General features: G+C 65.9%; 22 protein-coding genes and 1 pseudogene. 7 read left to right on the forward strand and 16 right to left on the reverse strand.

Translation table 11 applies throughout. The features are described from left to right. Nucleotides 1–15 precede the first annotated feature (15 nt). The 4 genes from DK26_RS07180 to DK26_RS28905 all read right to left on the reverse strand — a co-directional run bounded on the left by DK26_RS07180 (nt 16) and on the right by DK26_RS28905 (nt 3209). Nucleotides 16–1131, reverse strand: a complete 1116-nt coding sequence (locus DK26_RS07180; RefSeq protein WP_066469791.1) for a M20 family metallopeptidase — start codon at nt 1129–1131, stop codon at nt 16–18. A gap of 154 nt (nt 1132–1285) precedes the next feature. Continuing rightward, nucleotides 1286–1924 carry a VOC family protein gene (locus DK26_RS07185; RefSeq protein ID WP_066469794.1) on the reverse strand — a complete coding sequence of 213 codons (639 nt, stop codon included), beginning with the start codon at nt 1922–1924 and terminating at the stop codon, nt 1286–1288. A gap of 112 nt (nt 1925–2036) precedes the next feature. Further along, nucleotides 2037–2585 carry a single-stranded DNA-binding protein gene (ssb, locus tag DK26_RS07190; protein WP_066469796.1) on the reverse strand — a complete coding sequence of 183 codons (549 nt, stop codon included), beginning with the start codon at nt 2583–2585 and terminating at the stop codon, nt 2037–2039. Nucleotides 2586–2957: 372 nt separating this feature from the next. Next, a complete protein-coding gene (locus DK26_RS28905) occupies nt 2958–3209 on the reverse strand; it encodes a hypothetical protein (RefSeq protein ID WP_157089550.1) in 252 nt (83 codons plus the stop codon). Nucleotides 3210–3360: 151 nt separating this feature from the next. Here DK26_RS28905 and DK26_RS07195 point away from each other — a divergent pair, with 151 nt between their 5' ends. Further along, nucleotides 3361–4947: a winged helix-turn-helix domain-containing protein gene (locus DK26_RS07195; protein WP_066469799.1), complete on the forward strand. Its 1587-nt coding sequence runs from the start codon at nt 3361–3363 to the stop codon at nt 4945–4947. A 40-nt stretch (nt 4948–4987) separates the two neighbouring features. Here DK26_RS07195 and DK26_RS07200 read toward each other — a convergent pair whose 3' ends face one another. Continuing rightward, the gene (locus DK26_RS07200) at nt 4988–5272 is read right to left on the reverse strand and encodes a hypothetical protein (RefSeq protein ID WP_157089551.1); all 285 of its coding nucleotides are present in this window, start codon (nt 5270–5272) and stop codon (nt 4988–4990) included. A gap of 132 nt (nt 5273–5404) precedes the next feature. Between DK26_RS07200 and DK26_RS07205 the strand changes: the two genes are divergently transcribed. Further along, nucleotides 5405–5845, forward strand: a complete 441-nt coding sequence (locus DK26_RS07205; protein WP_157089552.1) for a CBS domain-containing protein — start codon at nt 5405–5407, stop codon at nt 5843–5845. 77 nt (nt 5846–5922) lie between these two features. Continuing rightward, nucleotides 5923–6225: a hypothetical protein gene (locus tag DK26_RS07210; RefSeq protein ID WP_066469804.1), complete on the forward strand. Its 303-nt coding sequence runs from the start codon at nt 5923–5925 to the stop codon at nt 6223–6225. Nucleotides 6226–6263: 38 nt separating this feature from the next. Here the strand turns inward: DK26_RS07210 and DK26_RS07215 are convergent, their stop codons facing one another. The 9 genes from DK26_RS07215 to DK26_RS07255 all read right to left on the reverse strand — a co-directional run bounded on the left by DK26_RS07215 (nt 6264) and on the right by DK26_RS07255 (nt 14666). Beyond that, a complete protein-coding gene (locus tag DK26_RS07215; protein WP_066469806.1) occupies nt 6264–6473 on the reverse strand; it encodes a hypothetical protein in 210 nt (69 codons plus the stop codon). Between the two features lie 81 nt (nt 6474–6554). Next, nucleotides 6555–7640, reverse strand: coding sequence for a hypothetical protein (locus DK26_RS07220; RefSeq protein WP_066469808.1), 1086 nt, complete (start codon nt 7638–7640; stop codon nt 6555–6557). A gap of 238 nt (nt 7641–7878) precedes the next feature. Further along, entirely contained in the window at nt 7879–8589 is a 711-nt protein-coding gene (locus tag DK26_RS07225; protein ID WP_066469810.1) for a L,D-transpeptidase, read from the reverse strand. Between the two features lie 229 nt (nt 8590–8818). Next, on the reverse strand, nt 8819–10102 hold the full coding sequence (gene aroA, locus DK26_RS07230) for a 3-phosphoshikimate 1-carboxyvinyltransferase (RefSeq protein WP_066470217.1): 1284 nt from the start codon (nt 10100–10102) through the stop codon (nt 8819–8821). A gap of 193 nt (nt 10103–10295) precedes the next feature. Continuing rightward, on the reverse strand, nt 10296–11033 hold the full coding sequence (locus DK26_RS07235) for a DUF1629 domain-containing protein (protein WP_066469812.1): 738 nt from the start codon (nt 11031–11033) through the stop codon (nt 10296–10298). Between the two features lie 104 nt (nt 11034–11137). After that, nucleotides 11138–11437, reverse strand: coding sequence for a putative quinol monooxygenase (locus DK26_RS07240; protein WP_066469814.1), 300 nt, complete (start codon nt 11435–11437; stop codon nt 11138–11140). Between the two features lie 89 nt (nt 11438–11526). Beyond that, entirely contained in the window at nt 11527–12399 is an 873-nt protein-coding gene (locus tag DK26_RS07245) for an ABC transporter permease subunit (RefSeq protein WP_248309886.1), read from the reverse strand. Then, the gene (locus DK26_RS07250) at nt 12396–13391 is read right to left on the reverse strand and encodes an ABC transporter substrate-binding protein (protein ID WP_066469816.1); all 996 of its coding nucleotides are present in this window, start codon (nt 13389–13391) and stop codon (nt 12396–12398) included. Before DK26_RS07250 ends, DK26_RS07245 begins: the two co-directional genes overlap by 4 nt. Nucleotides 13392–13781: 390 nt before the next feature. After that, the gene (locus DK26_RS07255; protein WP_066469818.1) at nt 13782–14666 is read right to left on the reverse strand and encodes a LysR family transcriptional regulator; all 885 of its coding nucleotides are present in this window, start codon (nt 14664–14666) and stop codon (nt 13782–13784) included. Between the two features lie 113 nt (nt 14667–14779). Here DK26_RS07255 and DK26_RS29615 point away from each other — a divergent pair. The 4 genes and pseudogenes from DK26_RS29615 to uvrA form a co-directional block, all read left to right on the forward strand. Then, a pseudogene (locus DK26_RS29615) lies at nt 14780–14920 on the forward strand (DUF1127 domain-containing protein); the annotation flags it as partial. Between the two features lie 69 nt (nt 14921–14989). Then, complete coding sequence (locus DK26_RS07260) at nt 14990–15556, forward strand: GNAT family N-acetyltransferase (protein WP_066470223.1); 567 nt, start codon at nt 14990–14992, stop codon at nt 15554–15556. A gap of 180 nt (nt 15557–15736) precedes the next feature. Then, the gene (locus DK26_RS07265) at nt 15737–16915 is read left to right on the forward strand and encodes an MFS transporter (protein WP_066469819.1); all 1179 of its coding nucleotides are present in this window, start codon (nt 15737–15739) and stop codon (nt 16913–16915) included. A 189-nt stretch (nt 16916–17104) separates the two neighbouring features. Then, on the forward strand, nt 17105–20020 hold the full coding sequence (gene uvrA / locus DK26_RS07270) for an excinuclease ABC subunit UvrA (RefSeq protein WP_248309897.1): 2916 nt from the start codon (nt 17105–17107) through the stop codon (nt 20018–20020). A gap of 59 nt (nt 20021–20079) precedes the next feature. On the opposite strand, the gene DK26_RS28910 is transcribed toward uvrA, so the two are convergent. Then, nucleotides 20080–20595, reverse strand: a complete 516-nt coding sequence (locus tag DK26_RS28910; RefSeq protein ID WP_157089553.1) for a hypothetical protein — start codon at nt 20593–20595, stop codon at nt 20080–20082. Then, nucleotides 20586–22304, reverse strand: coding sequence for an HD domain-containing protein (locus DK26_RS28475; protein WP_083533031.1), 1719 nt, complete (start codon nt 22302–22304; stop codon nt 20586–20588). Before DK26_RS28475 ends, DK26_RS28910 begins: the two co-directional genes overlap by 10 nt. Nucleotides 22305–23085: the final 781 nt, after the last annotated feature.

The following is a 23085-nucleotide window of genomic DNA, read 5'->3' on the forward strand; positions in this document are numbered from 1 at the left end:
CCATGACGCGGAGTGCTAAAGCGTCTCCAGCAAGCCCTTGATCAGCGCCCGGCGCGGGGCGATCGACGGGATCAGCCCGTATTCCTGCAGGGTGTGGGCGCCGTCGCCGTCGATGCCGAGCCCGTCCAGCGTCGGGACGCCGAGCGCCGCAGTGAAATTACCATCCGAACCGCCGCCGGTCATCGGGCAGTCCTGCAGGTCGAAGCCGATGCCGGCCGCGATCGCCCTCGCCTTCTCGTAGAGCGCCGTGACATCGTCGCTCTTCTCATAGGGCGGACGGTTCATGCCGCCGGTGACCGTGACCTTCACATCCGGATCATGGGGCTTGAGGCCGAGGATGCGCCGTTCCATCGCCACGCCGTCCGCCACCGTGGTGACGCGGCAATCAACACTGAACCAGGCATGCTGCGGCACGACGTTCGCCGCCGTGCCGCCGCCGACCAGCGCGACCGTGGTGGTGATGCCGCGCGAATAGTCGGTCATGCCCTCGACCGCGAGGATCTGGTGCGCCGCCTCGCGGATGGCGTTGCGGCCATCGGCATGGCGCGAGCCCGAATGCGCCGGGCGCCCCTCGATCTTCACCTCGAAGCGGCCGACGCCCTTGCGCGCCGTGACGATCCGGCCGCCCTCGCGCGCCGGCTCGGTGACCAGCACCGCCATCGACTTGCGCCCGATATCCTCGATCAGCCCGCGCGTTGTCGGCGAGCCGATCTCCTCGTCCGGCGTGAACAGGAAGACCATGGGCCGCCGGGCCGCGCCGGCCTTGGCGGCGTCCTTGAAGGCCTGCAGCGCCAGCCAGGCGCCGCCCTTCATGTCATAGACGCCGGGCCCGTAGAGCCGCTCGCCCTCGACCCTGACCGGCAGGTCCTTGGCACTGGTGCCGACCGGGTGAACCGTGTCGAGATGCGACATCAGCGCGACCGCCTTCTCGCCATTGTCGACGCCGGCGCGCAGCACCAGGCTGTCGCCGAGCCCGTCACGGCCGGGAATGCGCTCGACGGCGATCGGCAGGCCTTCGACCTCCCTGGCGACGAGGTCCATCATGCCGTTGACGCCGGGCACGTGATGGGTGGGGCTCTCCAGCGCAACCCAGACGGAGAGCGCGGGAACGGCGGGATCGTGAATGGTCATGATGGCTGGGTTTCGCAGGACAGCGTGGCGATAACGAGGAGATTGGCCAATTTGCCGGCTTTGTCCATCGCCGCAAGCGGGCAGCAGCCCTGCGGTTCGCGGGAGCCCGCGGGATGATCCGGCCGGCCGGCAACGCACCGCGCAGCGGCGGTGTTCAGGTGAGTTCCTTCGGCCCGGCCGGCGTCTCGATCTGCGCATGATAGCGCAGCCTTTGCGCCTGAGTGAGCGCCGGAGCGCCCTCGACCGCGAGCTCGCGATAGAGTGCCGCGACGGTCTCCGGTTGCGGATGCGCGAGCGAGAAGCCGCGTAGGCGCGCCCCGAGATCGGCGATCCCAGCCATCGAGCGCGGCTTGCCGCGCCGGTCGATCAGAGAGGGAGCTGCGCCGTCGAGGGGCAGCGAGCCATCGTCGGGAATGGCGAAGTCGAAGGTCGGGTCGTTCGCGGGAAACGCGACCTTGCGGCCGAAGATACCGCCGCGGCCTGCGAGCACGGCATCGATCGCATCGCTCCGCGCGACCCAGCCGCGCAGGCGCCGCCCTTCCCCCCAATCGGCTCTGACCTGCCTTTGATCGTCGAGGCCGAACCAGCGCGCCCGGCCGGGCGCCTCACCCTCGGGGTCGAGCGCCACGATCTCCAGATAGACGCCGTCGCCGAGCTGCAGCAGGTGGTTATGCGTGCCCATATAGGGATGGCGCTGGCCGAAGGGCACATCGAGGTCGAGGCAGGCGCGCACATGCCCGACGCCCTCGGCGAGCGTCGGGGCTATCACGGTGAGATGGTCCAGCTTCAGCATGCCCTGCTCACCATCCCTGCCCGCGTCCCATCTCGCAGATATGAAAAGAGGCGCCTCCTGCGAGACGCCTCTCCATTGACCAGGCCCGTGTGAAACCCGCCCGCCGCGAAGGCTAGAACGGAATGTCGTCGTCGAGATGGCTCGAGGACCGCGAGGAACCACCGCTCGAACCGCCGCCAGACATCGCCGGCTGGCGCGAGCCACCACCGCTGCCCATCGGGCTCTGGCGGCCGAAGGAGCCGCCGCCAGAGGAGCGATCCTCGAAGGAACCACCGCCGCCCTCGCCATACTCATCCGAGCCGCCCTGGCCGCGGCTGTCGAGGATGGTCAGCTCGCCGCGGAAGCGCTGCAGCACGATCTCGGTCGTGTACTTCTCGACGCCCTGCTGGTCCTGCCATTTGCGGGTCTGCAGCTGGCCCTCGATGTAAACCTTCGAGCCCTTCTTCAGATACTGCTCGGCGACCTTGGCGAGGTTCTCGTTGAAGATCACCACCGAATGCCACTCGGTGCGCTCCTTGCGCTCGCCCGACTGCTTGTCGCGCCAGGTTTCCGAGGTGGCGATGCGCAGATTGACGACCGGCTCGCCGCTGCCGAGGCGCCGCACCTCGGGGTCGCGCCCGAGATTGCCGACCAGAATGACCTTGTTGACGCTACCAGCCATGACAGGCTCCGTTTTCCTGCGCACTTCACCACAAACCGGCCGATCGACCGGAAGCGGACCCTAGCGATCCCGGCAGGGACTATCAATGATGTTCCTGTTTTGTTCAAGGACAAAATCGGAAGTTGTCCCCGGAGATTCGCAGCCGGCAGGTCAGCGTGGACCGCTCGCAGCAGGGTCAGGGGGAGGCCAGCGGACATTCTGCAGCGCACGCAGTTGCCGCCGACCGAGCAGGGGTGGCCATCGGGTGGTTGCGGGGAAGCCGGTATGGCCACGCGGGCCTGACCTTTGGCCCGCCTTGGTGGACCGGAGGCGCGTACCTCGAAGGCTCGAAGGCGCGGTTGGTCATGATCCGCGCCTCCAGACAACCGTAGTTCACGGCCGCCACATGATCCCGCCATGTCCCCATAGCGGCGCGTTGGGGCTTTGTTCCGGCAGCAGGCCGATGTCGCGCAGATCACCGGGCGTGAGCCGAGGACCGGGCTGCAGGCTGCGCCATAGAAAGCGCGTGGCGGCGAGCGCAACCGACAGGCAACGAGCAGGCAGTTCCCTGATGGCAGACAAGCGCCGGGAGACTTCATGCGGCCTCTCGGAGTGCGAGATCGAAACGCTTTGCAGAAGGCTCATCCCAACCTCCCTCGAAGAGCGGCCCAGCCAGAAGCGGGTCGCGGGAAGGACCGTCGCGCTCGGTGCCGGCAAAGTCCTGAGGCGACGTCGGAATCGCGCTGAGATTGCGTTTATGCTTTTCTGAGGGATCACCGATCGCCGGAACGCTCTGATGAACGAGGCAGCCGGAAAGATCCTGCGCTTTGCCGGCATCACGCTCGATGGTGCGCAGGGCCGCCTGCACGATCCGAACGGTCTGGAAGTGCGGCTGGCACCGAAGCCCTTCGACCTGTTGCTCGTGCTCGCGCGCAATGCAGGACGCATCATGAGCAAGGACGCCTTGCTCAGCGCGGTCTGGCCAGGCGTGCACGTGACCGAAGACAGCCTGTTTCAGGCGGTCCGCGAAGCCCGCAGGGCCATCGGAGATGAGGCGGGTCGCGTGCTGCGCGCGCTGCCCCGGCGCGGCTACATCCTGGACTCCGATGTGATTGTCGTCGCCGAGGCACAGGGCACCGAGAGACCACTCATCGCGCCGGCTTCCGCTCGTTTGGTGCCCCCGGCGGACAAGCCGTCGATCGTGGTGCTGCCGTTCACCAACATCAGCGCCGATCCGGAGCAGGATTACTTCGTCGACGGCCTGGTCGAAGACATCACGACCGCGTTGTCCCGCATTCGCTCATTCTTCGTCATCGCTCGCAATTCGGCCTTCGCCTACAAGGGCCGCGTCGTCGACGTGCGAGAGGTCGGACGGGAGCTCGGGGTCGGCTACGTGCTGGAAGGCAGCGTCCGCAAGGCGGGCGGACGCATTCGCGTCACGGGCGAGCTCGCGGATTCGAGGACCGGCGCGCAGATCTGGGCAGACTGGTTCGACGGTCCGCTGGACGAGGTTTTCCTTCTGCAGGATCGCGTGACAGAGGCCGTCGCCGGCGCGATCGAGCCACACCTGCAGCGGGCCGAGATCGAGCGCGCGCTACGCCGGCCAACGGAAGATCTCGGCGCCTATGACCTCTATCTGCGTGGGATCGCGGTGTTCCAGGATATCACGCCCGACAGCATCAGGGAGGCGCGGGACTATTTCGTCCGCGCGTTCGCTCAATATCCCAATTATGGCGCGGCCTACGGCATGGCGTCGCTGTGCGTCGCCCAGTTGAAGACCCAGTGGGACCCCGATCTGTCCGCAGCAACCAAAGCGGAAGCTCTGGCCTGGGCGCGGAAGGCCGCGGAAACCGGTCGCGACGATGCCACGGCACTGTGGACCGCCGGGATCACCGTGACCTATCTCGGCATGGACCCCGAAGCCGGCATTCTGCTGCTCGACCGGGCTTGCGCGATCAACCCGAACTCGGCGCGGGCCAGGTCCCGCGCCGGCGCGGCGCAGAACTATCTCGGCGATCCCGCAAAGGCGATCACGAGCTATGAGCGCGCGTGCCGGCTCAGCCCGCAGGATCCGCTCCGCTATATCGACCTGAATGGCATGGCCTTCGCGCTGATGCAGGCGGGCGCCTATGAGGAGGCGGTGGCCTCGGCCGCGCGCTCGGTCAGCGAAAAGTCCGGCTGGGCCTTAAGTCAGCGCAATTTCGCTGCTGCGCTCGCCCTGTCGGGCCGCGTGAAGGAGGCTCAGCACGCAATGGCGGAGCTGTTGCGGCTCGCGCCGACGATGAGGCTTGCCATGATGGCCGAGTTCAGCGGTCCGCTGCGCAATCAGGACTACGTTGCACGATTGGCCAAAGCATTACGCTTGGCCGGCATGCCCGAATGATCGCGGTTCGGCGTCTGAAGCCAATGTCCTGAACGCCGCGCTAGTCCGCGTTCAGTTTCCCGATGTTGCGCGGAAGGCCCGAGAACGGCAACTCATTGTCCGTCAGCAATTGCCGGCCCAGCCATTCCTGGCTCTCGAACATGGTGATCGCGGCAACGAGCAGTCCCGGCGGTGGTTCAGCCTCGCTGCGCAGCAGCCTTTCGACCTTCTGCCTGCTGGAGCCGGATCGCTGAACGAGTTCGACGATCCAGTCCGAATGTGGAAAGCGACTAGCCATGTGAGAGGCCAGTTCCTTCCCTGAAGAGACTGTCTCGGGAAAGCTCATCGCCTTGCCTCGTCTGTTTCGCCCGTCACGAAATCTGCCACGACCTTGGGGCCGTCATCAACTTGGGTTGCCAGAGTGCTAGCGCGCTTCGGCCCGGAGATTTACAGTTCCCTCGGCAATCTGGAGGCGCTGATGCTGATCGATCGACTTCTGCCTGAAGCTCGCGAGCTGCTCGTGACCATCAAGGATGGCTCTCCCCTCATCGACGCGGCCAATCAGTTCCGAAAGGGAATTGACCTTGTCGTGGTCTGCGACGAAAGCGGTCGCGCCTGTGGCGTCGTGACGAAAACCGACGTGGTGGCGAAAATGAGCCAGTGTGGCGGTGCCAGTTGCACCGAGCCTGCTTCCACCGTCATGACGCGGAAGATCGTCTCCTGCCAGGCCTCTGACTGGGGAACGGCGGTCTGGGCCTCGATGAAAGAGCATCGCCTGAAGAACCTGCCGATCCTCGACGGCGAATCCCGCCCGATCGGCGTCATGACGGCTCGTCTCGTGCTGCAACTATTGCTGGAAGAGACGAGCGACGAAGAAGCCCTGCTGCGGGACTACGTCATGAATGTCGGCTACCACTGAGCGCGCCACGCGCCGAAAGGCGTGTCGAACGGACCCGAGGAAGGACCTCGGCTCGGCGATCACTCGGAGTCTTCAGGATGAACACTGCGAACCTCCAACTCGAAGGCCTCCTCCTCGCGACCGCCGCGCTCTTCGGAGAGTTGAAGCGAAAAGGCCTGCTGGACAGCAGCCAGATCGAGGCAGCGCTCGATCGTGCCGACGAAGGCGCGTCCGCCAGGGCGACGGAATTGTCTGGCGCCAATCGGGAGGCGATCCACTTTCCGGTGCGCTTCCTGCGCCAGGCGCTTCGGGACGATGCCGGCCCGCTCGACTATCGCACCATCGCCGTCGAGATTGGCCGTTCGCTGGACGCCAAGCCGAACCAGAACACAGGCAAGTAGGTTGTCCGAGCTGCCGTTTCGGAGTCGCCGCCGAAGCGTCAGCCGCGCCCCTGCTGCCGATCGAGCGCGCCCTGCAACTGCTCGACGCGGATGGCGAGGGCTTCCCTGGTCAGGTTGATGCCTTCCGGCGCGCCGTCTATCGACAGAAGGACGCCGCGCTCGGCCATGTCGAGCTGCTCCTGTGCGAGCTCGAGATGCTTCTTCAGGACTTGTGTGACGCGGTCCTTGGCCGCCGGGTCCGTATCCATAGCGCCCTCGCCTGTTCGCCCCCGAGCGCGCGACGATCGCACGGCCGGGGCCACTCGCCAAACATTCGGGCATTCCGCGGCCTAGACCTGCGACTGAAGCCCTGAAGCCTGCAGGCTCTCTCCGCCTCCGGCCTGCGGCACCCGCGCGAGGCGCTCCGCCATGACACCGGCAAGCGCCTGAGGCGCGCACCGCCGCTGCCACCAGTCGAGTGAGCGCCTGTGCAATTCTTCGAGGCGCTCCGGGTCGGCGAGCAAGCCGTTTACGCAAGGGCCGAGCTTGGACCAGTCGTCAAGCTGGATAAAGGGGCAGTCCGCGAAGAACCAGTGCCGAGGCACCCGATCGCAGATCACGACGCAACCCTGACGCATGCCCTCGAACAGCCGGAACGTCTCGGTCGAGGAGCCCCGCGGGGCGAGGCAAATCCTGGAGTCCGCCATCAGCTCGGAATAACGGACCCCGTCGGAGAGCACCCCGTTCATGTAGGAGCCGGTATCGGCGAAAAACACCTCGCCCGGCATGGTTTCGGCGAGACGCTGCAATTCGTCGAGCATGCGCGAGCGCGCAATGTCCTTCGGCGTTCCCAGCAGCGCCCGGATGGAGAGCGGATGGTAGGCGCGCTGCTTCACGCTGCCGACGAAGGAGACCGCGTAGCGGCGCTCGCCGAAGGGCTTGCCCGGCAGGTCCGTCTGCCTGGCATAGCCAAGCGGCACGGTCATGCCGCCCTCCTCGCGGGCGATAGCGCCCTTGTGCCGGAGCGCCAGCAGGCCGCTGCTGGAGGCCCAGCGCGCGGCGTCCCGGACCGCCTTCAGCATCAATGCCAGGCTCGCGCCGAGCTGAAGCGTGTTCACATAAGGGAAGAAGCCGTGCGTCTTGAAGACGTAGCGAACCTTGTCGAAATAGGGCGGTATCTCGCAGAACTCCTCCATCAGGAGCAGGACCACGACGTTCTTCCCATAGCTCGGCAGCTCCCGCACCGTCTCCGTGCCCCAGACGATGTAGAAGACGAGGCCCTCTGCATCGAGCAGGACCTCGAGCATCTTCAGGACACCGACCCAATACGCCAGGAAGACGTCGACGAAAGGGTCGACATACTCCGACAGATTGATCTCGACGGGATCGTGCGCGTGGCGGCACAGGAAGTATCGGAACTTGCTGTCCTCGGTCATTCCGCCGAAAGCCCCAATGCCGGCGCGCGAAGGCGCCCGTCACACACCCAGTTGCCATGGTGGCGTCGAGGCCGGCGCAAGGCCACGGCTCTTCGGAGGTAGCCCTGCGGACATGGCCTCGCCGGAATCCCGTTCGGGATCCGCCCCGTCGAGAGCGGCGGAAACGACAACGCCGCCGCTTTTTGGGAAGCGGCGGCGGATCCTGCTGCGCAATTGCAGCCGTTTCGTCAGCTTTAACCTAGGCCGGCAGGACGACCACCTTCGTCTTCACCGGGGTCTGGGCATAGAGGTGCATCATGTCCTGGGTGAGCAGGCCGACGCAGCCGCTGGTGATGCCGTTGCCGATCGATTCGGCATCCAGAGACGCATAGATCGTGTAGAGCGTGTAGGCGCCGTTCTGGTAGAGATGGAGCGTGCGCGCGCCGAGCGGGTTTTCGAGGCCGCCCGGCATGCCGCGGGCGTATTTCGCCACCTCGGGCTGGCGCTTGATCATCTCCTTGGGCGGCGTCCAGGTCGGCCATTCGGACTTGCGCCCGACATAGGCGTTGCCAGTCCAGCGGAAGCCGTCGCGGCCGACATTGGCGCCATAGCGGGTCGCGGTGCCGTCACCGGCGACGCGATAGACATAGTAATTGCCGGGATCGACGATGATCGTACCGGCCGGCTCCTTGGTATCGTAGGCGACCGTCCGCCGGAAGTACTTCGGATCGACCTTGCTGACGTCGATCGCCGGAACCGGGAACTTCTCCTCGGGCACCGGGCCGTAGAGCTTCTGCGCCTCGGCGAGGCTCATGCCGTCGGATGTCGCGCAGCCGCCTAGCGCCAGCGCGCCGAGACCGGCTGCCGAACCGGCCAGAAACGACCGGCGGTCGAGCCCTCCGATCCGGCGCCCGCGCAAGGCGGCCGCGTGCAGCTTGCCGGCATCGGCATTCCTATCGTCGATGATCATGATTCTGGGCTTCCCATGTCCTGTTTCCCGAAGAAAGAACGCTTCGGCATAGGCCCGCTGATGGTATCGCTGGGCTGAGATTGCCGTCATCCCGCCGCGCTGGCAAGCGCGCGCCTGCGCTGCGGCGGGCTTCCACACACCGGGATCGGTGCCTTCCGCCCACTCGAACCGCCTCGCCTGGCGTCGAATGCGACAGGTTGCAGTCGCTTATTGCATGGGCATTGCCCGCTCAGGGCGCCTCGCCCTCGAAGCGCACGCCGAGCGAGGCGAGCGCCCGCCAATACTCCGGATAGGTCTTCGCCACGCATCCGGGATCGAGGATGGTGATGCCGCCGATCTTCAACCCGGCCAGCGCGAAGCCCATCGCGATGCGATGATCGGCGAAGGTGTTGATCTCGGCCGGCAGGGTCTGCCCGGCGAGCGAAGGATCGGAAGCGACGAGGAGATCGTCCCCCTCCTCCACCCCGAGCCCCGGCCGGATCCGCGACAGGCCTTGCGACAGGGCCGAGACCCGGTCGCATTCCTTGACGCGCAGATTCGCGATGCCGGTGAAGCGCACCGGCGTATTGTTGAAGGCGGCGAGCACCGCGAGCGTCGGCACCGCGTCCTGCATCTGCGAGCCATCGATCTCGGCAGGCAGATTCGGGAAGGCGGCGATCAGCGCATACGCCTTGGCGTCGGGCTGGGTGAAGGCCGCCGCCGGCACGCCGAGGTCGATCTTGCCGCCGGTCAGCACTTCCGCCGCCCAGAGATAAGTCGCCGCCGAGGCGTCGGGCTCGATCAGGTAATCGGCGGCACGGTAACCGGTCGGCTCGATCCGCCAGGTCGCCGCGTCCGGCTGCGAGACTTTCGCGCCGAAAGCCGCCATCGTCGCGAGCGTCAGGTCGACATAGCCGCGCGCGCCGATCTCCCCGCTGTCTCCGAGGCCGCTGAGCGCGACCTCGACCGGCCCGCGCGCGCAGGCGCCGGCCATCAGCAGCGCCGAGACATATTGGCTGGAGAGCCCGGCATCGACCTCGACCCGGCCGCCGGCGAAGCCGCCCTGCCCCGCGATCGTCACCGGCGGGCAGCCGCTCGGCGCCTCCACCGTGACGCCGAGCGTCCGCAGCGCCGTGACCAGCGGCGCGATAGGCCGCTTGCGCATATGCTCGTCGCCATCGACCACGACCTGCCCCTCGACCAGCGCTGCTGCGGCAGTAAGGAAGCGCGTCGCCGTGCCGGCATTGCCGAGGAAGAGCGGCGCCGCCGGGGCGCGCAGGCGGCCATCGCCGGTGACGACGAAGCTGGTCGCGTCCGGCTCCTCGACGGTGACGCCCATCGCCCGCAGCGCCTGCGCCATGTAGCGGGTGTCGTCGCTCTTCAGCGCGCCCGAAAGCCGGCTGGTGCCCTTTGCCAGCGCCGCGACCAACAGCGCCCGATTGGTGATCGACTTCGAGCCCGGCGGCGTCACCTTGCCGTGCAGCGCCCCGGCGAAGGGCACGATGGTGAGTTTGCGGACTTCGGAATCGGTCATGACAGGCTCGCCCTCGCCGTTCGGCTGCGTTGCGAGGCTCTTAGCCCGAGCGATCCGCAAGCGGAAGCCGCGCCGGTCATGCCGGCCCGTCACTGCCGTCACATCGAAACGGAGCCCCGGAATCCACCACAGCGAGCCGCGGCTTTTCGGACGATCGGCATTCGCCGGCAAAAGCCCGCCGGCCCGCGAGCTATCACGACAGCCAATGCGGCATGTGGGCCTTCACCCAGTCGAGGTGATCTTCGAGCAGTACCGCCGGCCGGTTGGCCTCGATCCAGTCAACGATGCCCGGCACCTGCTCGCGGTAATCGAAGGGCGTGTCGACCTCCGCGAAATGCTGGGCCCAGGGCTCCTTGAAGGTCAGGCGCCGGATCTTCGCATCCATCAGCGCGGCCCTGAGCTGATCGGAAACCATGATCTTCCTACTTTGCGGAACCCAACGGGTCCGCCAGAGATGGCGACCGGCAATCGTCGTCCGGCTGGCGGACATTGGCGGCCTTTTACCCATCCAGGACATATACGGCATCCCTTCAAGGCCGAGGGCGACCATGCTGCCCCATTCGAAATCGATCCCCTTGATCAGGATGCAATCGAAACGCTGGCGGACATTGATCAGGAAATAGGGCTCCGCATAGGCGACCCGCTTCCGCGATTTGAGCTGGATCGGAAAGAACTCATGGACGCCCGGCTCGAAGGACTCCACGATCGCCCGAAACCGCTCGCTGACGCAGTTGAACCCGGGCAGCGGGAAGACGTCGACGAGCGGCTTGCTGTCGGTCTGGGTCGCGCTCGTGGGGACCGGGCAGCCGATGCGGCTATGGAGCGCGCCCCATCCCCAGCCAAACCCCCATGGCGCTTCTCCGGCGCTGTCCTTGTCGATCTCGAAGCCCGGTTGCGCGGAGACGAAGTCGATGTCGAGCTTCCAGGCCATTGGCGCTTCCGGTTTCCGAAGTTTCTCGTCACGTCTGCCGCGCGACGTATCGTCAACCTAGGCCCAAAAAGCTGAAAAACGGTTAGATGCGAGCGGCGTCGTCCTCAGCCACGCGCCAAGCCATGCCCACCTACCGGCTCGGTCACGGTGTGATTATCGAAACCTGCGATCAGTGGGCGGGCCTTGGCGATTGCCGCCTGCACCGCCGGCAGCTGCAGCGAGGCGGCATGGCTTTCCTCGCGATCCCAGACCTCCGTCACCCAGATCGCATCGGGATTGGCGGGATCGCGGGCGACGACATAGCTCAGGCAGCCGGGCATCGCCGCGCTACTGCCGAGGATATGGCCGATCAGCGCCTCGCGCTCGCCGGGTTTGGCCAGCATCCGTCCGATCAGACCATACATGGCGCCTCTCCCCGAGTCCTTGCAGCCGGCAAGCTGCCGAAGCGCTGGGGCACGCGCAACAGGCTCCCTGACGGCCGATGTCAGCAGCCTCAGGGCACGCCGGGCCGGCGCGGAGAACGTTGCGCGCGGAAGATCGCCTGGGCGAGCCGGTCGAGCAGCACCGCCAGCAGCACGATGCCGAGCCCGCCGACGAAGCCGAGGCCGGGATCGGCGCGCTGCAAGCCGAGGAGCACGGTCTCGCCCAGCCCCTTGGCACCGATCATTGAGGCGACGACGACCATGGCGAGCGCCATCATGATCGCCTGGTTGAGCCCTTGCAGGATCGCCGGGCGGGCGAGCGGCAATTCGATCAGCCAGAGGCTCTGCCGCGCGCTCAGGCCCAGCGCCCGCGCCGCCTCGACCGCGCGCCCGTCGACCTCGCGCAGGCCAAGTTCGGTCAACCGGGCGAAGGGCGGCAAGGCATAGATCAGGGTCGCGACCAGGGCCGGCGCCCGCCCGAGCCCGAGGATCATCGCGACCGGGATGAGATAGACGAAGCTCGGCACGGTCTGCATGAGGTCATAGAGCGGGGCGAGCGCCCGCGAGATACGCGGCGTCCTCGCCGCCGCGACGCCGAGCGGCAGCCCGAACAGCACGATCAGCACGACGGCGACGACGATCAGTGCCAGCGACTGCATCGCGGCCGGCCAGACCCCGAGCAGAGCGAGCATCAGCACGAGCGCCGCCATTCCGGCCGCGAAGGCGATCCGGCGGGTCGCGAGCCAGGCGGCGAGCCCGACCATGGCGATGCCCGCCTCCGGTGGCACCTGCGCCAACGCGCTTTCGAGCAGCCTGACCGGCGCGGTCAGCCCGTCCGAAACGGCATCGAGCTTGTCGCCGGAACCGGTGACGAGCGCATCGACCAGCCGGTTGACGGCGCCCTGGAGCGGCTTGCCGAGATCAGGCAGCAGGCCAGCACTCACAAGCCGGCCTGAACCTTCGCAGCGACCTCGGCGGTGACCCAGTGGCGCCAGTCATCCGGCCGGTCCTTGAGGAAGCGCAGCGCCTGCTCCTCCGGTGTGATCCCGGCCTTGCGGGCATCGCCCAGCATCTGCGAGGTCAGCGCGCTGCTGATGCCGTAATTCTTGAAGAAGCTCGTCAGCTGCGGCGCCGCCTGGGTGAAGGCGAGATTGGCGCCGATCACTACCTTGCTGACTGGATAGGCGGTCGCCCTGGTCGGCTTGTCGCTCGCCTTCAGCTCGGCCCAGATCGCCGGGTCGAAGGCCGGCTCGCCGAGCTTGACGAGGTCATAGGCGCCGATCAGCCAGCTCGGGCTCCAATAATAGAACAGCACCGGCTGCCTGCGGTTGAGGTTCGCCTCGATCGCCGCGACCAGCGCCTCGCCCGAGCCGCCACGGACATTGTTGTAGTCGTCCGCAAGCCCATAGGCTGTGAGCTTCTTGGTGTTGATGCCTTCGCAGACCCAGCCGGCGACGCAATTGTAGAAGCGGCCCTTGCCCGGCTCTTCCCGGTCGGGGAAGAGCGCCTTGTGGCGCTTGAGATCGGCGACCGTCTTCAGGTCCTTCGCCTTGGCATCCGCGCCCTCGACGAGATAGCGCGGCACATACCAGCCCTCATTGGCGTCGGGAAAGGTCGTGCCGAGCGGAATTACCTTCCCGGAGGCCTCCGCCCTGGTCCAGGCCTCGACCGGGTTGGCCAGCCAGATCTCCATGATCACGTCGACATCGCCGCGCGCCAGCCCGTTGACCAGCGGCGCGACCACGCCGGGCACGCGCTCGACCTTGCAGCCAAAGCCCTTCTCGACCACGGCCCGCGCCACGGCGGTGTGGAAGGCGGCGGAATCGTAGTCGAGCCCGGCGATCTTCAGCGGCCTGTCGAGCTCACAGGAGAGAACGGGCGCGGCCAGCCCGAGGCCGAGCAGCAGAGTTGCAGTGCGCAGAACGGCTTTCATCATGACGATCCCCCGCTGGCTGCTGTGCCCGGTCTGGGCACCTGACGGTTGGGCATGTCCACGAAGCGCGAAAGCGAGCGAAATGTTCCGCCCGGCAAGCGACGACATTAACGCCACTTCCCGCCTTGGGCACTGCGCAAACGGGTGATGGCATGGACCGCCCCTCCGACCAGGCCTGTCAGCAGCGCTGGCGGCCGCTGGCCATCAACATGAGATCTTGTCGTCCAATATGAGATCGAGTCGTCCCGGACGCAGCGAAGCGGAGATCCGGGACCCATCCCTGAACCCCTATCGGTGAAGTTCAGGCATGGGTCCCGGGTCGCACTTCGGTCGCCCGGGACGACGATGCGATGGCGAAGCGCTCAGGATGAACGGCTCGGTTCCGCAGAGCCCTCAGCCGAGCGTGCCCAGCGCCCGCAGCGCCTTCAGCGTCTCGCGCAGGCCGCGATGCAGCGGCTTGTCCTTGCGCAGGACGAGGCCGAGCGTGCGATGCACCCGCGGCGACAGGGAGCGAACGATCAGCCCCTCGCTCTCGCCGCGCACCGCCATGCCGGGCAGCACGGCGCAGCCGAGACCGGCGCCGACCAGCCGCTTGATCGCCTCGACGCTGCCGAGCGACATCACTGGCTTGAGCGTCACGCCGGCGCGGGCGAACCATTCATCGGCGATGCGCCTAGTGATGCCGCCGGGCTCGAACAGCAGGACAGGCAGGCGCGCCAGCGCTTCCGGCGTCAACCGTGCCGGCAACTCCATGCCCGGCGGCGCGATCACCGCGAACTCGTCCTCCAGCAGCGGCGTCACCTCGAGGCTGCGGCCGGCGGCCGGCAGCGAGACCAGGCCGATATCGATCTGGTTGTCCTCGATCGCCTTGACGATATCCGAGGTGTTCCCGGTGCTGACGGTGATCTCCAGCGTCGGATGGCGCTGGCGCAGGTCGCGCAATAGCGGCGGCAGCAGGAAGATGCAGGCGGTTGCGCCGGTGCCGATCCGCACCCGGCCCATCGCCCCGGTCGCATGACGCGCCATCGCCTCTTGCGCCGCCGCCACCGCCGCCTCGATCCGCCCGGCATGGTCGAGCAATTCGGTGCCCGCCGCCGTCGGCTGCGCCCGGCGCCCGACGCGCTCGATCAGGGTCACGCCGAGCCGCCGCTCGAGCTCGCGGATCTGCAGGCTGACGGCCGGCTGGCTCAGGCCGAGCCTCTCGGCCGCCGCCGAGAAGCTGCCGAGCGCGATCACCTGGCGGAAGCTGTCGAGCTGGTCGAGGCGAAGGTCGCGCATCTCAAAGAAATTCTCATGCTCTGCATAACTTTGAGAAGCTTCATTTATGGCGCGGCGAAACGCAAGTTGCCCTGGCGATTCGGCAAGAGCCCGGCCGCGGTAGGGCGCAAGCGATGAGCGGGATATGGTCTGCGGGACAATGGCTGTTGCGCGAGGCAGCAGATTATATCGGCGCCTCCCAGCATTCGCGCTATCAGCAATTGCGGTCCCTGCGCGAGCTCGACGACCAGCAACTCGCCGATATCGGCGTGACGCGACAGGAGGCGCTGACCGGGCGCCCCGACCAGACGGAAAGGCGGCCCTCCGGGGCCGGAACAACTGCGATGACGACGACCGAGTTCGCCGGCCACACCACGCCGCCCATCCTCGTCCGCGATGCTGGTGAGGCCGACATGGCCGCGATCCAGGCGATCTACAGCCACCATGTCCTGCACGGCCTTGCGAGCTTCGAGGAGACGCCGCCGAGCGTCGAGGACATGCTGGCGCGCCGGCAGGCGGTGCTGGGCCTCGGCCTGCCCTATCTCGCCGCCGAGCAGGGCGGGAGGGTCGTCGGCTACTGCTATGCGACGGCCTATCGACCCCGCCCCGCCTACCGCCACACCATCGAGGACTCGGTCTATGTCGCCGACGGCTTCGGCGGCCGCGGGATCGGCTCGACCCTGCTCGGCGCGCTGATCGCCCGTTGCGAGACCGGCCCCTGGCGCCAGATGCTCGCCAATGTCGGCGACAGCGCCAATGCCGGCTCGATCGGCCTGCATCGCCGCTTCGGCTTCGAGCCTATCGGCACCCTGCGCTCGACCGGCTTCAAGCTCGGCCGCTGGGTCGACACCGTCCTGATGCAGCGCAGCCTCGGACCGGGAGACCGGACGCTGCCCGGCGGAGCGAGATAGTGCTGCGTCAGTTTAGAACTCTAATCATCCCGGGCGACCGACCGGAGACCCGGGATCCATGCCAGCGCGCTTCCGATGGAGGTTCAGGCATGGATCCCGGATCGGCGCGGCTTTGCCGCTTGTCCGGGATGATCGCGTCGGGGTCGAGTGTGACTGCTTGCTGCCGTCAATGAGTCCGCGATGATCTCTCGCAGCACCGTCTTCTGCCTCGGGCTGGCGCAGCTCATCTCCTGGGGCGTCTCTTATTATCTCGTTGGCGCGTTCGGCGAGCGGATCGCGAGTGAGCTCGGCTGGTCGCAGGCGGTCATCCATGGCGGGCTCTCGGCCGGCCTGCTGGTGATGGGTTTGACCTCGGGCGCGGTCGGCCGCCTGATCGATCGCCATGGCGGCAGGACCGTGATGTGCGCAGGTTCGCTTCTCACCGCCGCCGGCATCGCCGGGCTCGCCTTCGCCCACACGATCGCCGCCTATTACGCCGCCTGGCTCTGCCTCGGCCTCGCCATGCGGCTTAGCCTCTACGACGCCGCCTTCGCGGCGCTGGCCCGGATCGGCGGCAGCGCCGCGCGCAGGCCGATCGCCCAGATCACCCTGCTCGGTGGCCTCGCCTCGACCGTGTTCTGGCCGCTCGGCCATGCCCTCGCCGAACAGTTCGGCTGGCGCGGGGCGCTCCTCGTCTATGCCGGCTTCGCCTTGCTGACCCTGCCGCTGTACCTGACCTTGCCGGCCGTCTCCGCCCACCCACTGCCCGGCGCAGCCGCTGCGAAACCCGCCGTCGCGCTCAGCCCAGCCGACACCCGCTTCGCCGGCCTGCTCTACGCCCTGATCGTCACCTTCGCCGGCATCCTCAATGCCGGCATGTCCGCGCATATGATCGGCATCCTTGCCGGGCTCGGCCTACCCGCTGCCGCCGCGGTCTGGATTGGTGCGACGCGGGGCATCGGCCAGTCGCTGGCGCGGCTCGGCGAGGTGCTGTTCGGGGCGAAGACCAGCCCATTCGACCTCAACCTCGTCGCCTGCCTCGTCCTGCCGCTCTGCTTCGTCCTCGGCCTCGCCGGCGGCGCGAGCGCTTTCGCGGCGCTGGCCTTCGCCTTCTGCTACGGCGCCGGCAATGGCGTGCTGACGATCACACGCGGCACCTTGCCGCTGATGCTGTTCGATCCGAAGAGCTATGGCGCCTATGTCGGCCGGCTGCTGGCGCCGGGCTTCGTCCTCTCCGCCGCCTCCCCGCTCGCCTATGCGCTGCTGATCGAGCGCTATGGCGCAGGGGCGGCGCTGATCCTGTCCGGGGCGCTGGCGCTCGCCATGCTCGCCTCCGCGATCCTGCTCCGGAGACGCTTCCGCAGCCTGCCACGCTCCTGACAGCGCCTGTCAGCAAGCGCGACAAGAACAATGCAGCAACATCCGCGGCTGCGTGCTACTCATGCCAGCCTTTCGTCGGGCCGCACTGGCAGGACCCGGCATTTGCCCTATCTCTACGGCTTACCCGAACCGGACACCGCAATGGCTCGCAAGACCACGCTCGCCGAACAGGCCGCGACGCTCGAAGACATGTTCGACCGCAACCGTGCGGCCGACCCGAACTCGCGCGTCATCTCCGTGCGCGGCGCGCGCGAGCACAATCTCAAGAATGTCGACCTCGCCATTCCCCGCGACAAGCTGATCGTCTTCACGGGGCTTTCCGGCTCGGGCAAGTCCTCGCTCGCCTTCGACACGATCTATGCGGAGGGCCAGCGCCGCTATGTCGAGTCGCTCTCGGCCTATGCCCGCCAGTTCCTCGAGATGATGCAGAAGCCCGATGTCGACCAGATCGACGGGCTCTCCCCGGCGATCTCGATCGAGCAGAAGACGACCTCGAAGAACCCGCGCTCGACGGTCGGCACCGTCACCGAGATCCACGACTATATGCGCCTGCTCTGGGCGCGCGCCGGCATCCCCTATTCGCCCGCGACCGGCCTGCCGATCGAGAGCCAGACCGTGCAGCAGATGGTCGACCGGCTGGTCGAGCTGCCGGAGAAGACCCGCGGCTATCTGCTCGCGCCGGTGGTGCGCGGCCGCAAGGGCGAGTTCCGCAAGGAGATGGCCGAGTGGCTGAAGCGCGGCTTCCAGCGCGTCAAGGTCAATGGCGAGTTCTACGAGATCGCGGACGCGCCCAGCCTCGACAAGAAGTTCAAGCACGACATCGACGTCGTCGTCGACCGCATCGTGATCCGGCCCGATCTCGGCGCCCGCCTCGCCGACTCGCTGGAGCAGGCGCTCGACCTCGCCGACGGCATCGCCGTCTTCGAATATGCCGACGAGAAGGAGGAGAATGGCGATGCCAGGCGCGTCACCTTCTCCTCCAAGTTCGCCTGCCCGGTCTCCGGCTTCACCATCCCCGAGATCGAGCCGCGCCTGTTCTCGTTCAACAACCCGTTCGGCGCCTGCCCGACCTGCGACGGCCTCGGCCACGAGATGCGGATCGACCCGGAGATGATCGTCCCGGATCATTCGCTCTCGCTGAAGAAGGGCGCGATCGCGCCCTGGGCCAAGTCGACCTCGCCCTATTACGGCCAGACGCTCGACGCGCTCGCCAGGCACTTTGGCTTCTCGACCACAAAACCCTGGTCGGAGCTGCCGCAGCAGGCCAAGGATTCGATCCTGTTCGGCACCGGCACGGAAGCCGTGCGCATGGCCTATAACGATGGCCTCCGCGCCTATGAGGTGAAGAAGCCCTTCGAGGGCGTGATCACCAATATGGAGCGGCGCTGGAAGGAGACCGAGAGCGACTGGGCCCGCGAGGAGATCGGCCGCTTCATGTCGGAGACGCCCTGCGCCGCCTGCAACGGGTTTCGCCTGAAGCCCGAGGCGCTGGCGGTGAAGATCGACATGCGCCATATCGGCGAGATCTCGCAGCTTTCGGTCAAGGACGCGCTCGCCTGGGTCACCGCCCTGCCCTCGCGCCTCTCCAACAAGCAGAACGAGATCGCCCCGCGCATCCTCAAGGAGATCCGCGACCGGCTGACCTTCCTGCTCGATGTCGGCCTGGAATACCTGACGCTGGCGCGCGGCTCGCGCACGCTCTCCGGCGGCGAGAGCCAGCGCATCCGGCTGGCCTCGCAGATCGGCTCCGGCCTCACCGGCGTGCTCTATGTGCTGGACGAGCCCTCGATCGGCCTGCACCAGCGCGACAATGAGCGCCTGCTCGGCACGCTGCGCCGCCTGCGCGACCTCGGCAACACCGTGATCGTCGTCGAGCATGACGAGGACGCGATCCTGACCGCCGATTATGTCGTCGATGTCGGCCCCGGCGCCGGCATCCATGGCGGCGAGATCGTCGCCAAGGGCACGCCGCAGGACATCCTCGGCGATCCGAACTCGCTGACCGGCAAATACCTCACCGGCGAGATGAGCGTCGCCGTGCCCGGCAAGCGCCGCAAGCCGCAGAAGGGCCGGAGCCTGAAGATCGTCGGCGCCCGCGGCAACAACCTCAAGGACGTCACGGTCGACATCCCGCTCGGCCTGTTCACCTGCATCACCGGCGTCTCCGGCGGCGGCAAGTCGACGCTGGTCATCGACACGCTCTACAAGGCGGTGGCGCGCAAGCTCAACGGCTCGATCGAGCATCCTGCCAGCCATGACCGCATCGAGGGCATGGAGCATCTCGACAAGGTCATCGACATCGACCAGTCGCCGATCGGCCGCACGCCGCGCTCCAACCCGGCGACCTATACCGGCGCCTTCACGCCGATCCGCGAATGGTTCGCCGGCCTGCCCGAGGCCAAGGCGCGCGGCTACCAGGCCGGCAGGTTCAGCTTCAACGTCAAAGGAGGCCGTTGCGAGGCCTGCCAGGGCGACGGCGTCATCAAGATCGAGATGCATTTCCTGCCCGACGTCTACGTCACCTGCGATGTCTGCAAGGGCAAGCGCTATGACCGCGAGACGCTGGAGGTGAAGTATCGCGACCGCTCGATCGCCGATGTGCTCGACATGTCGGTCGAGGAGGCCAAGGACCTGTTCAAGGCCGTGCCCTCGATCCGCGACAAGATGGTGACGCTCGCCCGCGTCGGGCTCGACTATGTCAAGGTCGGCCAGCAGGCCACCACCCTGTCGGGCGGCGAGGCGCAGCGCGTAAAACTCTCCAAGGAGCTTTCCAAGCGCGCCACCGGCCGCACCCTCTACATCCTGGACGAGCCGACCACCGGCCTGCACTTCCACGACGTCGCCAAGCTGATGGAGGTGCTGCACGAGCTGGTCGAGCAGGGCAATTCCGTGGTGGTGATCGAGCACAATCTCGAAGTGATCAAGACCGCCGACTGGATCATCGACATGGGCCCCGAAGGCGGCGACGGCGGCGGCGAGGTCGTGGCCCAGGGCACGCCGGAGGATGTCGTCCGGATCGGCAAGGGCCACACCGCGCGCTTCCTCAAGGAAGTGCTGGAGCGGCGGCCGTTGAAGGGCAAGGGGGCAAGGCAGGCGGCGGAGTAGAGCGTCGGCTTGGGCCCGTCATTGCTTTCGATTAACGACAGTCCTCCTCGGGGAGGACTTTACACAATTGCCGGGAGCGGAACCGGCGTTGGAATGCGTGACAGAGCGCGCAACAGTTCTCTGGCTCTATCTATCCGACCACCTTCAGCTTTCTCGGGCTTCCGCCTTGCCGTTTCTGCCCACGGGTCACTGTAACTTTCCGAGGCAAGTAGGACTGCTGTCGCCGCCAATTCCAGCTCGATGGCGTCCGCGTTAGCGGCAGCTCTAGCGAACTGTCGGCGAAGATCGCCCACCTCTGCTTCCGCAGGCGCTGTGGCTGTGTAAATCGAATAAGACCCGCCCCAAGACGTGGACTGCTCGGTCTCGGTAAGCTCGCCAAAAAGGCTGCCCATTCGAGCTGCTGTAGCCAAATCTTCGCTATACGGACCGTAGTGCTTATAGCTAAACGCGAACCCGCTCTCCAGCCCGGTCACAGTCAGTAGGTAGGCAATTTTTTGGAGGCGAGTACGACCAACCACGCGGCCGCCAGCATCAGCGACGATAGCCGCGACCTTTTTCGCGTCATTTAGCGGCATGCCTGGACCTCCTGATCGATAATAGCGCCAATCGTTTTGCACGCCTCCTGATCACCACGATCATGATAGACGCGCAAAAGCATAAAATCGGCTAGATTCGCAACAACGCGAGAACGCTGTTTGAGATCCACCAAGCTGCCCCCATCGGTCCGCACGTTGATAGTTTCGATTGGTCCTCGTGCGCCAACAGCGTCCTTGTAGGGAGAACGCTTTGCCTCATCGATAAGAATCCGGGGAATATCCCCAGGTTGAGCGTTAGCCCATTCAGTTAATTTTGCATTTACCCTTGCGCAGCAGGTTTCGATTTTTGCCACCCTTTCGGGAGTGCCAACGATATCGGGATCAAATTCGTGGCTTATCCGCGCACGGATGTCGAAGCACTTATAGAGCTTGCGATCCCTAAGCCGCACAGCGAATTGACTCACAAGCGGATCATCCGCATCGCTCATCAGTGCCAGCGCACCCCATATGACGGTGTCATCAAGGCAAAGGACTATATCGAGGCTCTCTGGATCCAGCGCAAACCGGATCAGAGGATGGCGCTCAGGTAGCCCTGTCTTGGCCGCCAAACCGTTCCTAGCGAGATCCACAACTCGAACCAGTAATTCACAAAATATCTTCTCTGCACCCCTAGTAGCTTTATGAAAATAAACGGTAGGGTAAAGCTGAAAAAGCCCCAAAATGTAGCCTTCAGCAGCATGAACTGCCTTTGGGCCAATAACAAAAGTCTCAACAGACCCAGTTTGATGCTCATCAACTCCAGTCGGCAGAGACGCGATCTCAAGGTTAGCTATAAGCCAATTGAAATCGATGGCAGCATGCTCGGTACCTGTCATAAGACGATCTCGACGCATATAGTCAAGCCGATCAGCATCAAACTGACTAGACACGACAGCGTTATGAACCGTCGCGTGACCATCTTTCTTAATCATATCTGAAACATCTACAGCAAATCCGCTCCCCATTGCGTTAAGTATTTCAGCAACCTCGCCATCCTTAATAAGCAAATCACTGACATGCTCGTGATCGGCAAGCTTGAGGCCAAGCCGTTTTCCTACTGTCTCGAACGCGTGACTAAAGGGACCGTGGCCTAAGTCATGAATCAGCGCAGCTGCCAATGCGATGCGCTCTCGACTCTCAGAGCGCGCACGATAATTCCTGACAACCTCCATGAGCTGTCTGGCCGTAAAGAAAACGCCCACACTATGCGCAAACCGAGAATGACTGGCGCCCGGATAGACTAGATCAGAAAAGCCTAGCTGCTTTATGCGCCGCAGCCTTTGAAAGGGACGTGCTTGCAAAACACGCCATAACGTCCGCTCAAGTTCATTATCCTTGAACTCGACAAGATTGTGCAGAGGATCGCGAATTCGCTGCAGCGCCATAATAGATGCAATACGCGATTCGCACGCTGGTGACTGCCGCTGTGCTGCAAATTTCTCTGCGCTAGCACGACGACCTGATATACGGCCTCGCTCGCTCTGCCATGCACGGCTCAGCTCGAGCCTCATCGGAAAAATATCGCGACCAAACCTGACATAGAAAGAATGCCTCATTCGCCCCCACTTAAGACTGACGGGAACGCCCCAAAATTCCGGCCCACAGAAACAGAACAAATAGAGAACAATTTCACCGATGTCGATAGCAGAAGCGAGTCTGCTAGCCTTTATCCCCGCTGCCAAAACCTCGCGTACAATCCCCTCGCCCATCACCCATACGGGGCGGCCGTCCGGAGGTATGCCAGAGGCTGGGTGAGGGTCGGCGCCTGCGGGCGGGGGTTACGCCCCGCTCCCGGGAGGCTTCGGGAACCGACCTGGGGGCATTACGACCCCTGCGCGAGGAGCTCGCTAGACTGCGCCGGCCGCAAGGCCGGCGCGATAGAAGCGCGGCCCGGAGACTTAAAGAGCCGAAGGCGGAGCGCCACGGGGCGTGCGGATGGGGACCATCCGCGCCGCTTCCTGGCTCAACGGAAGCGGATCTCACGACGCGCCTCGCGGCGCTCCGCCAGCCCCGTATGATTCAGCGCCCGCAGGCAGGCCTGCGGGCGGGCAGGCTCATGCGTCATTCTCGGGCGAAGCGAAGCGCAGACCCGAGAATCTCAGGACGGGAAGGCGCTGGTTGGAATCTTCTCCGGCCTGAGATGCTCGGGTCAAGCCCGAGCATGACGCTTGTGGGGAGGCCGCAGCAGAGCCGCTGCGCTTTCTGCGGCAGCGACAGGCCCTCATCCGGCGCTCCGCGCCACCTTCTCCCATCCGGGAGAAGGCAAGAGGCGGCAAGTCGAGCCGCGCGTCGCAGGCGGTGTTGACGTAGCTGCCGGACAGGTCGAGCCCGTCAGCGCCGGCGGCGCGGGCTTGCCCATGCGGTCGTTTTTCGTGGAGCAGCTGCGCGAGGCTGCGGCTTTTGTTTACCCTCTGCCCCTCTAATCTCGCCGCAAACAAGAAGCGGGGGATTCGGATTTTGACGGGACGACATCGCAGAGGGCGACGCTGG

The sequence above is a fragment of the Allobosea sp. WAO genome (assembly GCF_001509835.1).
GTDB lineage: Bacteria > Pseudomonadota > Alphaproteobacteria > Rhizobiales > Beijerinckiaceae > Allobosea.

Coding starts and splice junctions, on each gene's coding strand:
- DK26_RS07215 (WP_066469806.1), bottom strand. CDS start 6,473: ATGGATACGGACCCGGCGGCCAAGGACCGCGTCACACAAGTCCTGAAG.
- aroA (WP_066470217.1), bottom strand. CDS start 10,102: ATGACCGATTCCGAAGTCCGCAAACTCACCATCGTGCCCTTCGCCGGG.
- DK26_RS28475 (WP_083533031.1), bottom strand. CDS start 22,304: ATGGGCGAGGGGATTGTACGCGAGGTTTTGGCAGCGGGGATAAAGGCT.
- DK26_RS07250 (WP_066469816.1), bottom strand. CDS start 13,391: ATGATGAAAGCCGTTCTGCGCACTGCAACTCTGCTGCTCGGCCTCGGG.
- ssb (WP_066469796.1), bottom strand. CDS start 2,585: ATGGCTGGTAGCGTCAACAAGGTCATTCTGGTCGGCAATCTCGGGCGC.
- DK26_RS07200 (WP_157089551.1), bottom strand. CDS start 5,272: ATGAGCTTTCCCGAGACAGTCTCTTCAGGGAAGGAACTGGCCTCTCAC.
- DK26_RS07210 (WP_066469804.1), top strand. CDS start 5,923: ATGAACACTGCGAACCTCCAACTCGAAGGCCTCCTCCTCGCGACCGCC.
- DK26_RS07220 (WP_066469808.1), bottom strand. CDS start 7,640: ATGACCGAGGACAGCAAGTTCCGATACTTCCTGTGCCGCCACGCGCAC.
- DK26_RS07225 (WP_066469810.1), bottom strand. CDS start 8,589: ATGATCATCGACGATAGGAATGCCGATGCCGGCAAGCTGCACGCGGCC.
- DK26_RS28910 (WP_157089553.1), bottom strand. CDS start 20,595: ATGCCGCTAAATGACGCGAAAAAGGTCGCGGCTATCGTCGCTGATGCT.
- DK26_RS07255 (WP_066469818.1), bottom strand. CDS start 14,666: ATGCGCGACCTTCGCCTCGACCAGCTCGACAGCTTCCGCCAGGTGATC.
- DK26_RS07185 (WP_066469794.1), bottom strand. CDS start 1,924: ATGCTGAAGCTGGACCATCTCACCGTGATAGCCCCGACGCTCGCCGAG.
- DK26_RS07265 (WP_066469819.1), top strand. CDS start 15,737: ATGATCTCTCGCAGCACCGTCTTCTGCCTCGGGCTGGCGCAGCTCATC.
- uvrA (WP_248309897.1), top strand. CDS start 17,105: ATGTTCGACCGCAACCGTGCGGCCGACCCGAACTCGCGCGTCATCTCC.
- DK26_RS07205 (WP_157089552.1), top strand. CDS start 5,405: ATGCTGATCGATCGACTTCTGCCTGAAGCTCGCGAGCTGCTCGTGACC.
- DK26_RS07180 (WP_066469791.1), bottom strand. CDS start 1,131: ATGACCATTCACGATCCCGCCGTTCCCGCGCTCTCCGTCTGGGTTGCG.
- DK26_RS07195 (WP_066469799.1), top strand. CDS start 3,361: ATGAACGAGGCAGCCGGAAAGATCCTGCGCTTTGCCGGCATCACGCTC.
- DK26_RS28905 (WP_157089550.1), bottom strand. CDS start 3,209: ATGAGCCTTCTGCAAAGCGTTTCGATCTCGCACTCCGAGAGGCCGCAT.
- DK26_RS07260 (WP_066470223.1), top strand. CDS start 14,990: ATGACGACGACCGAGTTCGCCGGCCACACCACGCCGCCCATCCTCGTC.
- DK26_RS07240 (WP_066469814.1), bottom strand. CDS start 11,437: ATGTATGGTCTGATCGGACGGATGCTGGCCAAACCCGGCGAGCGCGAG.
- DK26_RS07235 (WP_066469812.1), bottom strand. CDS start 11,033: ATGGCCTGGAAGCTCGACATCGACTTCGTCTCCGCGCAACCGGGCTTC.